The sequence below is a fragment of the Microcoleus sp. PH2017_05_CCC_O_A genome (genome assembly GCF_020738785.1).
Lineage (GTDB): Bacteria > Cyanobacteriota > Cyanobacteriia > Cyanobacteriales > Microcoleaceae > Microcoleus.
In genome coordinates this window covers 7,671-20,920 of the sequence record NZ_JAEQCB010000135.1, presented here as the reverse complement: position 1 = coordinate 20,920, position 13,250 = coordinate 7,671, and the positions used below count along the sequence as shown (strand labels likewise).

Here is a 13,250-nt window from a genome sequence, read left to right as displayed (position 1 = left end):
AACCAGGGGCAAATAGTCTCGTGCGATCGCCCGAGTTGCGGACAAAGCTACCCAAATAGTCAAGGATGGGTAGCTTTGTCCATAAATTAAGTTACAGTTCCTAACCCTGGGCTTTCACTTTTTGGCCGCAGGTGTGGCTGTGGGAGAAACGCCCCTGTTTATTACTTTAGGAGAACCGGAAGCGCAATTGCGCGCCAATGCCGAAACTCTCGGTTTTGACATGGAGGCGATGGCCTTCCTCGATTTGAGCCCCTCCTCAGAATTTTTTACCGAAGTTCAAACCTACGACATTTTCTCGCCGTCGGAGGTGGAACGAGAACCGACTACACAAAAGATTATCGATCGAGTCCAAGCTGTCAATTTCTACTCTGCTGCGCCGCTGCGAATCGGTTAACATCCCGGTTGGGGCGATGATGGCACAAGGAAGTCTTTAGGTGATACCTGTGGAACCTTTGCTGTATTCGCCGGATCAGTTTGCGAGTATGGTACGCCAAGAGGTGGAACAGGAAAAGACGCGGATTGTGATGATTGACAGTATTTATGGCTATCAGATTTCGATGCGCGGGCAAGATTTGGTGAATAATTTGCACGCTTTGTGCAAGTATCTCAAGAATATGGGAGTCACGGTGATCTTGATTAATGATGTTCTGCTGCTGGGTCGAGCTGAGTCAGGAAAAATGGCGCTTTGTTTGCTACCGCTAGACTTGGCAAAGTTTTGTAAAGAGTTGGTATCGGAATTTCAGAACAGCCTGAAGTTGAAACCTCAAAACGATCCGGTGACGCTGATTTTTGTGAATCAGTGTCAATCGGCGATTGCCTGTTTGGAGGCTAGCTTGCTGCGGCGCATTCTCAGCAATTTGCTGTCTAATGCTATTAAGTATTCTCCTCCGAATACCGAAGTAGTTTTTGAATTAAAACTAACTGAAACCGAGGCTGTTTTTTAGGTGCAAGATGCCGGAATTGGCATACCTTTGGCAGACCAAGAACGGCTGTTTGATTCATTTTTTCGTGCGAAAAATGTCGGTATAATTCCCGGTACAGGACTGGGGCTGAGCATTGTTAAAAAATGTGTGGACTTGCACGGCGTCGAAATTGCGTTGAGCAGTGAAGAAGATGTCGGTAGTAAATTTACCGTAACGCTGCCGCTCGCAAAACTGGAAGAAGAGCAACTGTCGCCTGCAACGCCTTAAACTAGATGCAGGCACGATCTTGAGATATTCAGTATGGAAATCGCAGATGTAATCGCGCTAGTCCATCCGGCGATCGCAGTAGCGCTAGTTTTCAAATGGTTTGTAGTAAGGACTTTAGTCCCCTAACTTTTATGAGGACTAAAGTCCTCACTACAAACATTTTTTATGAGTGCAATCAAAGTTCTATAGGAGCAATGGCATTTAATAGCTCTTCTAGGATAAACCGCAGCAAGGATTGAGTTGCCAATATTAAACCCAATCGGGCTTGGGCGAGTTTTGGCTGTTCTGTTTTGACTTCGCCCCAAATTCGGCACTGGCTGTAAAAAGTCTGAAATGCAGCGCTCAAACTATTGGCTAATTTGAAATAATTAACAGGTTTTTCGGGTTGATTTGCCTCAAAAACCGGAGCTAAACAGTCTAGCACTGCGATCAGTTCCGAAATTAAACTGCGTTCTGCTGGAGCTACTAATAGCAGCCGACGATCGCCCTCGTCAACCCAAGGAATAGGATTTGGGGCCGCCAGCGACCAAATTTGCGGCGCTGTGGTGACATTCGGCTGTGCGATCGCAATTAACCGATCGCGATCGGCCATTCGCAGCAGGGAACAGCAGCGTGCGTGGCTGTACTGAATCGGAAACAGCCGATCGGCGGATATAACAGGAGATAAAGTGCGATATTCTGGAACAGGGAGGGGAATTTGAGCTAATCGCTGCAACCAGAAAGCTAAACCCGCATCAGTCAGCTCTAGCTCAATTATTCCTGACGGTGCGACTTGAACGGCGAAATCTGGACAACACAGCGGCTTGAGAATTTCAGCCAACTGTGCGGCGATCGCCTGCGGTGTCTGGTCCCAAGTTGCAGCCCATTTCAGGGCGATCGCAGACACGTACACCACCCGCTCCCTATTTTTAGCCCGATTTAACGGAATTTCGCTCGTTGTGCCTTGCTCTTCGATCGCGAAGAGAAACCTTAAGAGCAAAAAACACTTCACTGTAACTTCCGGGCACTGGGATATATTTAATGTATCCATATCGGCTATTCTTGCAGTAAAAGTGCCTAGAGACTGTTACCACTTGCGCTATCTTTGTACGTTAAACTGCTGATGTCAAAGGTAGTCGATCGGCTCGCCCGGGCGAGTTCACATCGAAGGAATGGGCTTTCTAGCGATTTTTGGGGTAAATATACAATAATTTACGATCGACTCATTGCCGAATTCTACCATTTTCATGTATTTTTTGCTACATTGAGTTTTTAGGTGAAACTGAGAAGAGTCAGCACAGTTAAGAAGCGTGTCAGCTCAATGGGGGGTTGGTTGTCTCACTTAGTATCGCAATGCAGGCAAAAGCTGTTTTTCTCACTAACTAAATATATCCCAGAGCCTCACTTATGCAATCAACTTCCACACCTCTAGAAACGATCGATCGACCGTTTATCACCTGGCAGCGAATTATCGACTGGGCCCAGGAACACTACCGCTGCCGGACTTTTAGCAAAGACGAGAAGATTCCCGCCAGACCCGGACTGCTCTATTTAGTCCAGAAAGGTTCTGTGCGGCTCGTCGGTAGCGCTCAAGTTAGCGCCGCTGCAACAAAGTCCAAATCCGTTTCCAAAACTACAGAAGAAGCTTTTTTGGGCTTCGTCGGCGCCGGTCAGCCCTTTGAACTGGTTGCTCAGTCTCCCTTTACGCTCCAAGCTTACGCCCACGCCGATCACACTCACGTAGTGTGGATGTACTGGCACGATTTGGATAATTGGCCTCACTTCCGCCGGGAAATTTTGGATGCGTTTCGCTACCAGCACCAGCGAAAGCTTCTCTGGCTCAGCACTTTGGGACAGCGCCGGACGATCGACAGATTGCTGGGTTTTCTCACTTTGTTGATCGAAGAGTTCGGCGAACCCTACGTAGGTGAGGGAGAACCGGATGTGGTTCGGGGCTATCGGCTGCCTTGGGCCTTGACTCACGCTCAAATTGGCAGCGCCATCGGCTCGACGCGGGTAACGGTGACGCGGCTGATGGGCAAATTGCGATCGAAAGGTTTGATTAATACTGAGGATGATAATTTAATCTGTTTGCCTGCTAAGGCTACTCCCCAAAAGACAAAAAATCAAAAGCAGGATGTAGAAGCATTCCTCGAAGACGATCTCGAAGACGATCTCGATGAAGATTTCGACGATTCTCTCGATGACGATCTCGAAGAATCTGCATAAAATCCTGCGGGTGATTGCTAACAGCACTTAGCTATTATAGTATGGCTGTTTTCTTCTTGCTTCTTGCTTCTTCGGTGTACGATGAGTTTTGTAAACTTTTCTCGTTCTCGAATGGTGCGAATGATGTCGGACAAGCAAAAATCTCCAATCCCGAACAATCAGCAACGGGTGGTATTCTGCGACTTTGACGGCACGATAACTGTTGAAGAAACTTTTGTGGCAATGCTCAAGCATTTTGCACCGGAATTGTCGTCTCAACTGATGCCGGAAATGTACGCGAGAAGGATCAGTTTGCGCTCGGGAGTGCGGCAGTTACTAGAGTCTATTCCCTCGGAATGTTATGGGGAAATTGTGGAATTTTCTAGGGGACAACTGATGCGGCCGGGATTGGTGGAATTGCTGGATTTTTTGGACGCGCAAAGGGTGGATTTTGCGATCGTTTCGGGCGGCCTGCGGGTTATGGTAGAGACGGTTATGGGTGATTTGGCACACCGGGCGATCGCAATTTATGCTGTAGATGTGGACGCTAGCGGCCCTCACTTGCAAGTCAATTCTGAGTTTGAAGGAGATACAGAATTGGTATCTAAGGTGCGAGTGATGGCGCAGCACCCAGCCCAGGAACAGGTGGCCATCGGAGATTCGCTGACGGATTTTAACATGGCTTTGCAGGCGAACTCGGTGTTTGCGCGCGATCGGCTTGCCGAATATCTAGACGAACAGCAAAAGCCGTATACTAAATGGGATAATTTTTTTGACGTGTTGGAAAATTTATCCCAGCAATGGAATTGCAACTAAACTATTGGCCAAACAGGGCATAGGGCATAGGGCATGGGGCATGGGGCATGGGGCATGGGGCATGGGGCATGGGGCATGGGGCATGGGGCATGGGGCATGGGGCATGGGGCATGGGGCATGGGGCATAGGGCTGCGGTATGTGTATTAGACTTGAATTGCAAAAATCGGAAAACACCCTGAAATTATCTGCGTTTATCTGTGTTTATCTGTCTGACATCTGCGGTTGAAGGATCGATCGAAGACTTATGCAATCTTGTCTATTGGTAAAGTGCGCGTTGCACACCCTGCACTTAGATATGCCAGCACAATTCCTATTAACGTAAAAGGTAGATAAAAAACTGAGGATTAGTAGAGAATGAGTGAGGATGTGAGATCGGATTTAATTGTAGCAGCCAAACATTTTTACGATCGCGGTTGGATGGCTGGGACTGCTGGCAATCTTTCAGCCCGCTTACCAGACGGCAGTTTTTGGATTACTGCTAGCGGCCGCCAGAAAGGGCAGTTAACCCCTTCAGATTTTATCAGAATGAGCTCCGAAGGCGCGATCGTCGAACAACCCGTTCCAGACAGCCGCCCTTCCGCCGAAACCAGCATTCACTTAGCCGTTTACGATTGTTTTCCAGGCGCTAAAGCTTGCTATCACGTACACTCAATCGAGGCAAATTTAGTTTCTCGGCTAACAGCAGATGATTCAGTGCCTTTACCTGCGATCGAAATGCTGAAAGGTTTGGGGGTGTGGGAGGAAAACCCACAGGTGGCGATACCCCTATTTGCAAATTATTTAGAAGTGCCTAAAATAGCCAAGGAAATTTGTGAATATTTCGCCGTTTGTGTACCCTCTGTACCCGCGTTGTTAATTCGCGATCACGGCATCACAGTCTGGGCAGACTCAACCGCCGCCGCCTACAATTATGTAGAAATTGTAGAATATATTTTTCGCTACACCCTCGCAGCCAGCCAATTAAACTTAAATTTGAGATGTTAGATTGGGCCAGTCTCGGACGCAAAATCTAATATTTCTAGGGCGTGCAGAGGCGCAGCTTGCCACTAAATATCGCGTCCAACCAGTTTTTTAGTCCGGGACTTTCATTCAGTTGACAGTTGACAGTTGACAGTTGACAGCGACCTCTACGCTTAAGTCCGAGGATTGGAGTAATGAATAGTCTGATTTTAATTTCTCCCGGGCTTGGGGCTTTCAACCAATTCTTTCTGGTAACGAACTAGCAAATATCGAGAAAAGGCAAAAACATGGCTAAATATACCCGAGTTTTATCGATAGATGGAGGCGGAATTAGAGGGATTATCCCCGCGCAAATTGGAGTCACCCTAGAGTCAAAGCTACAACAAAAAAGCGGCAACTCAGATGCCAGAATAGCTGACTATTTTGATTTAATCGCCGGCACGAGTGCGGGAGGAATTTTAACCTGTCTCTATTTGTTTCCGGATGCAAAAAATTCCAGCAGGCCTCAGTGGACTGCCCAAGACGCGGTTAATTTTTCGATCGATAGTGGCATCGACTTTTTTCAAAGTTCATTTTTGAAAACACTCGAATCTCTAGACGGTTTGATAGATGAGAAATATCCGAGCGATGCGTTAGAAAAATTCTGTTGGCAAAACTTCAAAGATTGCAAACTCAGCCAACTCCTGAAACCTTGTTTAATTTCCAGTTACGATGTCGAAAGGAGAAAAGCTCATTTTTTCAATCAAATAGATGCTAAAAAATATCCAGCAGCAGACTATTTTCTCAGAGATATCGCCAGAGCCACATCTGCTGCTCCCTCTTACTTTGAACTTCCCAAAATCTACTCTTTGACAAACGAATCCTATGCTTTAATTGACGGAGGAGTATTCGCCAACAATCCCGCACTTTGTGCCTATGCCGAAGTGAGAAATAAATTAAGAATTCCCGAGACTCGCTCCGACAAAGGCCCGACAGCAAAAGATATGGTAATTTTATCGCTGGGGACGGGACAAGCTCAGAAAAAATTCCCCTACGAGGAAGTGAAAAATTGGGGTAAAATTGAGTGGGTTCAGCCTTTGATTAATATCATGATGACGGGAGTTGCTGAAACTATAGATTATCAAATTATCCAAATTTTTGATGCCATTGACAAACCCAATCAATATTTGAGAATTTCTCCAGATTTAAGTGACGAAGAGCGGCTGCCGATTGATGACGCCTCGGCAGATAAAATATCAACTCTGGTAAGAATTGGCAAGGAGCAAGCCCAAAAGTATAATGAAGAGTTGGATAAGTTTATCGACTTGTTGCTTGCCGAGTAATCAATAGAAATTAATTCTTTGGTACGTAGTTGCGCTTCAGCGCTCTTAGCTTATATTATAAAGAGCGCGCTTTGTGCAACTGCATACCTTTTGTATAAGTTACCAACCGCAGGGCTGGCAGACTTAAAAAATATATAGCCTTTCTCAAAAAGATGAGGTATAACAGACAGCTCATATAACTACTAAACTTAGGGGGCTAAAGCCCAACAACGTACCTCATTTTTGTGATAACCGCTATATGTTGACAAATTGTGCAATAATTGCTGTACAATTGGCGAAAATCTCAGTAGTGGCAGTGCTTCGCCGTATTTGCAATTAATCGCCAGCAGTCAGTCATTGGTTAAAAATTACCAAAAGCGCGATCGACATTTAGATGAAACCTTCAAGAACAGGTGGTTTCAGCGTTTTTTAGTGACGCTGTTCCTAGGTGGCCAAGTCTTGCTGCGCCTACTCCAAGGCAAAATTGACCGCCGCAAAATCATGGAACATTTAGTCACAGTAGGCTTGGATTCTTTGCGCTCCGTGCTGCTAATAGCCTTTTTTGCAGGCATGATTTTTACTGTTCAATCCGCGAGAGAATTGATTCGGTTTGGGGCGGTTGGGGCGGTGGGAGGTGCTTTTGCAGTGGCATTTTGCCGCGAATTAGCACCAGTTTTAACGGCGGGCGTGGTGGCGGGACAAGTAGGTTCTGCCTTTGCCGCAGAGATAGGAGAAATGCAGGTGACGGAACAAATAGACGCCCTGTATATGTTGAGAACAAATCCCGTTGATTATTTGGTAGTCCCGAGGGTGATAGCTTGCTGTGTCATGTTGCCGATTTTAACAATTTTTTCGGTGGCGGTGGGGATTTTGGGCGGGTTGTTTGTGGCGGTTAATTTTTATGAGTTGGAACCTTCGGTATTTTTGGAATCGGTGCGGACTTTTTTGGGGCCTTGGGATTTAGTAACTGTGGCAATTAAGAGTGTAATTTTTGGGTTGATAATTGCGCTTGTCGGTTGCGGTTGGGGGTTGACGACGGCGGGCGGAGGGAAAGGGGTAGGCCAAGCTGCAACGGCGGCGGTTGTGACTTCTTGGGTGTTTGTTTTTGTGGCGGATTTCTTTTTATCGCTGTTGATGTTTCACGAGTTGGGAATTACGAGAAGCGGGGGGTAATTGTTGTTAGAAAACTCGGCGGTTGAAACCGCGTCTATACAGAAAACTCGGCGGTTGAAACCGCGTCTATACAAACGAAACCTGCCTCCGCAGGTTGAAGAAATAACTACATAAATTAAGTTCGTAGTGAGGACTTTAGTCCTTCTTCATGGCGCCGGAATATAAGGAGGGCGATAAACTCGAATTGCTTGAATAGGAACTGTCCCGTCTGTTTCGGGGACGATTTCGAGGATGTGTTTGGAGTTGCTCAAATTCTGAGCCAATGTTGTAGGATATTCGCGACTTGAATCTGCAATTTGTGGCGGAATGTATGAATCAACAAACATCGGCTTAACTTGCCACGAAATCTCAAAGCCTTTCGGAGTAGGCTTTTTCGAGTATTCATAGGCATTTTGCAGCCACCAGTTTCTCGGTTCGATCGCGACGCGGCCCGATTTTGAAACAAACATTTTGTCGTTGGTACCGCTGCCGTCGTAACCTGTTTGAGAACCTACTACGTCAAATTTAAACTTGGTAGCATCGCTGTTAATCTCAGTGATTGTAGCTTTCCAATCTTCGACGATGAGCGGTTTTTGATTGGATACTTGGATGATTGCTGGCCAACCGACGCCGAGAGTAATGCTGGGTCTGGTGATGCTGTAAAGTTCGGGAAATTCTGAGGGTTTTTTGCCGTCGATCGCAATTTTAGCAGAAATTGCCTTGCCGTTGAAGCTTCGATCGGCGATCGCATCTATCCGATTCCCTTCAAACTCCAAAACTAACTTGCCATTCTGCCACTTAACATCAGTGCCCACTGTATAAGTTTTGACTAAATTCTGCTGCGCTGTTTGAGGAGAACTTGGGTTGTATCGCAGGTAGGGTTTAATGAGAGCAGCTAGCAGAAAATTCCCCCAAGCGTTGAGGTGAATGCTGTCGCTCAATAGCTGTTTTGGCTGCAAGCGATTGTCTGTCAGATATCTGAGCCAAGGTGTGCGAATTTCCGCGATTTCGCAGCCGTATTTATTTGCCAACTCAGGCAACCATTTGGTAGAATGAGTGTTGTGCCATTCGTAGCCTTTGACTTCATTTTCATTGTCGTTTTTACCTGTCGGAATCCAGGTTATGTGGTCTGAATGCAAGAGTATTTCGCTAGTAGTGCGGCGGCGGACATTGGCAATTATCGCTTCGTAATCTTCCTCACCTCCGTAGACGTGGAAAATCAGCAAGTCTGGATAAAAAGGATACAAATCATGTTCGCTGGGACGGATTAAAATAGACGAGGCAAATCCTCCGATTGCGCGATTTTCCACAATCAAATCTGCATCGGGAAATCGCTTTTTTAAGTCCTGCACTACATCTTGCCACCAATCTTGCTGAGTGATGGATTGACCGTAAAATAGGATGCGTACTTGGTGGCGTTCTGTGGGAGTGCTGGTTGCAAGTAACCCCATTGTTCGTTGAATTCCCGCTCCAAAACTAGCATTATTTGCAAGAGGAGCGGGCGGGGGAAATGGGGTGGCGACAGCTATTTTTCTGAGAGCCGGAACTAACAGGAAGCTCAAACACAACACAAGTAGCCACAAGTATCTATAAATCTGGGAGTTTATGCTATTTTTCGGCCGTTTTGCCATTGTTTGATTTTTCCGTTATCTAAAACTTACCAGAAATAATTGGTTGAAAGCCTCTCACGAGTGAGGGAGAAATTAAAATCAGACTATTCATTACTCCAATCCTCTTCCTTCTAGCTAGAGGTCGCTCTCAAACTGTCAACTGTCAACTGTCAACTGTCAACTGTTGAACCCTAACTAGCAAGAGTAGCTGTAGGCTGTGCAATGCGAACCTTCCGAGAGCTTGTATGGTAGATGAGAATGCGGACTTCACGAGTAGCTTTCGGCTGTACAGTGCGCGCCTTACGAGTTGCTTGTTGATTCTTGATTCTGCTATATTAACAAATATACTGCGACAAAAGATGATATAATATTTGCTGATTAATTGCAAGAACTCGATCGCACGTCAAATGGATTACAAAACAGCCCGCAGTTTTCTGATCGACCAAGGAACCGCCCTGGAAACCAAGAAAAATCCCGACGCCTTCCTGATGCGCCTCAAAGAAGGCCAGCCACCCGTACCGGGACAGGTGACATCGATTTTATTAGCTTTAAAAATATTGTTTGAAGGGCTTCAAGAATCTCCAATGCTCGATCGCCAATTAATCTCGGCCCTCCATTTACTCTCCGCAGACAGTTTGCTGCAATTTGAAGCAGGACGGGCCAGAGGAGTTTCTTGGCCGCCCCTGCTGAAAGAAGACTTAAATAGAATTGCGATCGGAGTCAAGAATATCTTTTCGGGAGTCTGGCAATAATTAGCTAAGTCAACTCCCGACGTTCAACAAGAGAAATTGTCAAACTCTACTCGCGAAAGCTTTCTAGGGATGCTAAAAGAGCGGGAAGTCCCGCCAGGGAGGCCGATACTAAAGCCTCATCTTTATACACTCGCGATCGGACTCTGCGGATATTTTTAGCAGCCGAGGTTGTAGAGCCTCGCATCTCCCTATTGCTGGTTTCGACTAGCCCTAAATGTCTGGTTTCTCGGTTCAGGCAAAACATAGCTGTATCCTTATTTGATCCGTAGAGCCTCCAAATTTCTCGGGGCTTGCTCAATATTTATATTGTTACTCGGATTGGTAATAGGGATGAAACCATGAAATAATTATTCACGATAGTCAGGGATCGAGTTAAACTGTATCATAACTCTTATCAAACTCCATCGCAAATCTTATTAATTTGTTACAGAAAGTGTTTGTTTAAGCCGATCGCCCGCTGCGACACAGACACTAGCGGGTGTATCTCAGTTTTGCATTTGTAGTAGTGCGAGCTTAAGAGCTCGCGTATTGTACAATACGCGAGCTCTTAAGCTCGCACTGTAAAAAAAATGCTTTTTGCAAAAATGAGATGCTCCCGACACTAGCTACATGAGACAGTCATGCCTGTCACCGCATAAAATCTCCGGCAACAGGCCTTACTGCCCCGATAACTCCCCCCCACGATCGCCAACAAACTCTTCGTAGTGATGACTTTAGTCCTAATATGCGGACTTAAGTCCGCACTACGAACCTATTTGATATAACGGGTGCATCTCTGTTTTGCATTTGTAGTGCTGTCCCCGCTCGCGTGCTATATATAGCACGCGAGCTCTTAAGCTCGCACTGTAAAAAAAAATGCTTTTTCCAAAAATGAGATGCTCCCGATATAACTCCCTAAGAACCAGCATTTGCCAATTCTTCTCGCAGCACTTTCTGGTAGACTTTCGGCAAACTTGAACTCATAGAATTGTTCTCAATTCCATATCCCAAACTCGTCCAAGTTCCCGACAGCATCCGCAAAACATCAGTTAATCTTTCCTGTCGCAACATCTCAGGAATATCGGCTTTCCAAAATTTGCGATCGCTCAACCAAGCATAAACCACAGCATCTTGATATTCCGGTTCAAAACTGTAATCTTGCCACAATACAAAATTACCAGGCTTTGGATGATAGCGCTTCGCTTTATCTTTCCAAGTTGAAGTCAAAAATTGATACCTACCCGCCGCCGTAGTACATTTGCCAACATTCGGGCCGTTAACAATCTTCACGCACCAGTCAGGATGACGGCTCAAATCTAATACATATTTTCCGCCGTAAACAACGTGATAAGGCCGAGAAACATTGGACTCGCTAGCAGAAATAGTCCGCATCAAAGCTCGAATGTAAGGATCGCCCGTTTTCATAGCCAGCGGTGGCATTTTTCTCACCTCGCTCGCAGACTGCGAAAACTGCTGATTTCCCCGCAAATTTGCTACCAAAAAAACAGCGCAGCTAATTACAGCGCCGATGACAATTATAAATCCGAGAATTTGAAGTTCCGATCGCCTCAGCAAACTTTTTTGGCGGCGGCGCAGTTTCTCGGTTTCAAATGCAGTCATTTCCATTTCGGCGATTTCGGCTAATTTTCGATCCGCCCGCATCCGCCGCACGCGAAAATCGTGTTGGTATAGCGGCGCGGCTAATAGCGTTAAACTCGATAAAGCTCCTGCCAATTTTACCAGCCAGAAATCGAATTCACCTGCGATCGCCACATTTGTGAGAGTGGAGATTCCTGCGAGCATTTGCGCCGGATCGATCGATCGCGCTGGCCAATAATATATCGCCATTTGCACCAACAGCGCCAGATTGAATGCAAAAAAAATCACTACTACAGCATTCAACCCTTCTCGCAAGTGCGATCGCACTCCAGTATGCCGCCGCTTGAACTTGCGCGCCACTCGAAAGCGGCCCGGCAGCACAGTCAGCAAGGGATTGAGGATTTTGACGACCAAAAAGTGAGCGACAAAGAACAAAGGTAACTGAATCAGCCAAGCCGCCAGCAGCAGAGCCAGAAAGCCGATATCGTCGTTGGCGAAAGGAATGCCCCTGCGAAGGACAAAACTAAAACTCTGAGCGAGAGCAAATGCCCTTAACCACGAAATCGGATAGGGGAACCAAGCTGGCCACTTGAGAGTTTTCATCATGCGGGGAAGGGGAAATTTCAATGGCGGATTGTCAAGCTCTTAAGATTTTGCCAGATTTGGCGATCGAAAAATTGGCAATTCCTCTGCGGTTTGTACTGATGGGACTTGGGCGCGGGTGCGTCAGCCGATTTGAGATTCTTCGACTTCGCTGTACAAGTTTTAGATTTTAGATACTTCGACTTCGCTGTACAAGTTTTAGATTTACCCGTAAAAAAACCCGGTTTCTTGGTTCGCTACCAGGGACTAAAGAAACCGGGTTTTTTACCTAAATTGTTGGCTGTAAATGCGTATTTTCGTAAAAAAACCCGGTTTCTGGGAACCAGTGCACCAGTCCTAATTCAATCAAACCACGCCAGCAAACAACTCCTCAAAACTCTTTTGCGGGGCCTCCGGCTTCGCCACAATCTCCACAACCTTGTTGCGAGAAGCAGGCTGAAACAGCGCCTCCACACAGACTTGAGCTACCTTACTGCGGGGAATGCTGCTTTCAAACAGTGTATCTGCACTCCTCATGATGATCGCATCTGAATTATCCTCATTTTTGAGACCGCCCGGACGGACGATCGTATAAGTCAAGCCGGATTTTTGCAAATATTCCTCCGCCTGCTTCTTCCAAACCAGAATCAGCCAAAACAGATTCAGCGGGTGAAAAAACTGAGAAACGCACAGAGAAGTCACCAGCACAAAATGCTCAATTCCCTTAGCCTTAGCTGCCTCCACCAAATTTTTAGTACCCTCCAAATCCACCTTGTAAGGCGCAGTCGGGTCAAAACCCGGGGCCGCCCCCGTCGCGCACAGCAACACCGTACTATCGCCGATCGCATCGCCCAGAGAAGTGGCATTTAATACATCGCCGGTAACTAACTCTGCCTCCGGTGGTAAAATCTGCCTCGCTGTCTCTAGATTTCGGACGAGGGCACGCACTGGAATGCCACGCTTGACTAATTCTGCGACGATTCGGCGGCCAGTCTGACCTGTCGCTCCTGCTACAAATGCTTTCATCAGAAAAATGGGTTTGAAACCCCGTCCTTTCAGGACGGCTTTACATTTGTTGTTACTACCGCCTTGGAGTCGCAAGAGTTCGGTGTGATGAAAGT

At 46.5% G+C, this 13,250-nt stretch carries 15 protein-coding genes; 10 read left to right on the top strand and 5 right to left on the bottom strand.

Features of this window, described 5'->3' with window-relative positions; all coding sequences use genetic code 11:
• Positions 1 to 139: 139 nt before the first annotated feature.
• Genes JGK20_RS25700 through JGK20_RS25690 form a run of 3 tightly spaced genes read left to right on the top strand, consistent with a single transcriptional unit; the run spans position 140 to position 1,190 of the window.
• The gene (locus JGK20_RS25700) at positions 140 to 394 is read left to right on the top strand and encodes a hypothetical protein (RefSeq protein WP_293184570.1); all 255 of its coding nucleotides are present in this window, start codon (positions 140 to 142) and stop codon (positions 392 to 394) included.
• 40 nt (positions 395 to 434) lie between these two features.
• Complete coding sequence (locus JGK20_RS25695) at positions 435 to 944, top strand: hypothetical protein (RefSeq protein WP_293213625.1); 510 nt, start codon at positions 435 to 437, stop codon at positions 942 to 944.
• A complete protein-coding gene (locus JGK20_RS25690; RefSeq protein ID WP_293184566.1) occupies positions 945 to 1,190 on the top strand; it encodes an ATP-binding protein in 246 nt (81 codons plus the stop codon).
• Positions 1,191 to 1,365: 175 nt separating this feature from the next.
• On the opposite strand, the gene JGK20_RS25685 is transcribed toward JGK20_RS25690, so the two are convergent.
• Positions 1,366 to 2,220, bottom strand: coding sequence for a DALR anticodon-binding domain-containing protein (locus tag JGK20_RS25685; RefSeq protein WP_293213622.1), 855 nt, complete (start codon positions 2,218 to 2,220; stop codon positions 1,366 to 1,368).
• Between the two features lie 356 nt (positions 2,221 to 2,576).
• Between JGK20_RS25685 and JGK20_RS25680 the strand changes: the two genes are divergently transcribed.
• The 5 genes from JGK20_RS25680 to JGK20_RS25660 all read left to right on the top strand — a co-directional run bounded on the left by JGK20_RS25680 (position 2,577) and on the right by JGK20_RS25660 (position 7,628).
• Entirely contained in the window at positions 2,577 to 3,398 is an 822-nt protein-coding gene (locus tag JGK20_RS25680; RefSeq protein ID WP_293184560.1) for a Crp/Fnr family transcriptional regulator, read from the top strand.
• A 222-nt stretch (positions 3,399 to 3,620) separates the two neighbouring features.
• The gene (locus tag JGK20_RS25675; protein WP_293184578.1) at positions 3,621 to 4,193 is read left to right on the top strand and encodes a haloacid dehalogenase-like hydrolase; all 573 of its coding nucleotides are present in this window, start codon (positions 3,621 to 3,623) and stop codon (positions 4,191 to 4,193) included.
• A gap of 355 nt (positions 4,194 to 4,548) precedes the next feature.
• Positions 4,549 to 5,178 (top strand): methylthioribulose 1-phosphate dehydratase, encoded by a 630-nt coding sequence (gene mtnB, locus JGK20_RS25670; RefSeq protein ID WP_293184558.1) that lies wholly within the window; start codon positions 4,549 to 4,551, stop codon positions 5,176 to 5,178.
• Positions 5,179 to 5,441: 263 nt separating this feature from the next.
• Positions 5,442 to 6,476: a patatin-like phospholipase family protein gene (locus tag JGK20_RS25665; protein WP_293184555.1), complete on the top strand. Its 1,035-nt coding sequence runs from the start codon at positions 5,442 to 5,444 to the stop codon at positions 6,474 to 6,476.
• A 336-nt stretch (positions 6,477 to 6,812) separates the two neighbouring features.
• Positions 6,813 to 7,628 (top strand): MlaE family lipid ABC transporter permease subunit, encoded by an 816-nt coding sequence (locus JGK20_RS25660; RefSeq protein ID WP_293232597.1) that lies wholly within the window; start codon positions 6,813 to 6,815, stop codon positions 7,626 to 7,628.
• A gap of 146 nt (positions 7,629 to 7,774) precedes the next feature.
• On the opposite strand, the gene JGK20_RS25655 is transcribed toward JGK20_RS25660, so the two are convergent.
• Complete coding sequence (locus JGK20_RS25655; RefSeq protein ID WP_293232595.1) at positions 7,775 to 9,058, bottom strand: SGNH/GDSL hydrolase family protein; 1,284 nt, start codon at positions 9,056 to 9,058, stop codon at positions 7,775 to 7,777.
• Positions 9,059 to 9,624: 566 nt separating this feature from the next.
• Between JGK20_RS25655 and JGK20_RS25650 the strand changes: the two genes are divergently transcribed.
• Positions 9,625 to 9,969 (top strand): Dethiobiotin synthetase, encoded by a 345-nt coding sequence (locus JGK20_RS25650; protein WP_293184551.1) that lies wholly within the window; start codon positions 9,625 to 9,627, stop codon positions 9,967 to 9,969.
• 46 nt (positions 9,970 to 10,015) lie between these two features.
• Here JGK20_RS25650 and JGK20_RS25645 read toward each other — a convergent pair whose 3' ends face one another.
• Both JGK20_RS25645 and JGK20_RS25640 read right to left on the bottom strand, forming a co-directional pair.
• Positions 10,016 to 10,213, bottom strand: a complete 198-nt coding sequence (locus JGK20_RS25645) for a hypothetical protein (protein ID WP_293184548.1) — start codon at positions 10,211 to 10,213, stop codon at positions 10,016 to 10,018.
• Positions 10,214 to 10,863: 650 nt separating this feature from the next.
• Positions 10,864 to 11,568, bottom strand: a complete 705-nt coding sequence (locus JGK20_RS25640) for a glycoside hydrolase family protein (RefSeq protein ID WP_293184574.1) — start codon at positions 11,566 to 11,568, stop codon at positions 10,864 to 10,866.
• A gap of 605 nt (positions 11,569 to 12,173) precedes the next feature.
• Here JGK20_RS25640 and JGK20_RS25635 point away from each other — a divergent pair.
• The gene (locus JGK20_RS25635; protein ID WP_293184545.1) at positions 12,174 to 12,323 is read left to right on the top strand and encodes a hypothetical protein; all 150 of its coding nucleotides are present in this window, start codon (positions 12,174 to 12,176) and stop codon (positions 12,321 to 12,323) included.
• Positions 12,324 to 12,495: 172 nt separating this feature from the next.
• On the opposite strand, the gene JGK20_RS25630 is transcribed toward JGK20_RS25635, so the two are convergent.
• The gene (locus tag JGK20_RS25630) at positions 12,496 to 13,155 is read right to left on the bottom strand and encodes an NAD(P)H-binding protein (protein WP_293213628.1); all 660 of its coding nucleotides are present in this window, start codon (positions 13,153 to 13,155) and stop codon (positions 12,496 to 12,498) included.
• Positions 13,156 to 13,250 lie beyond the last annotated feature (95 nt).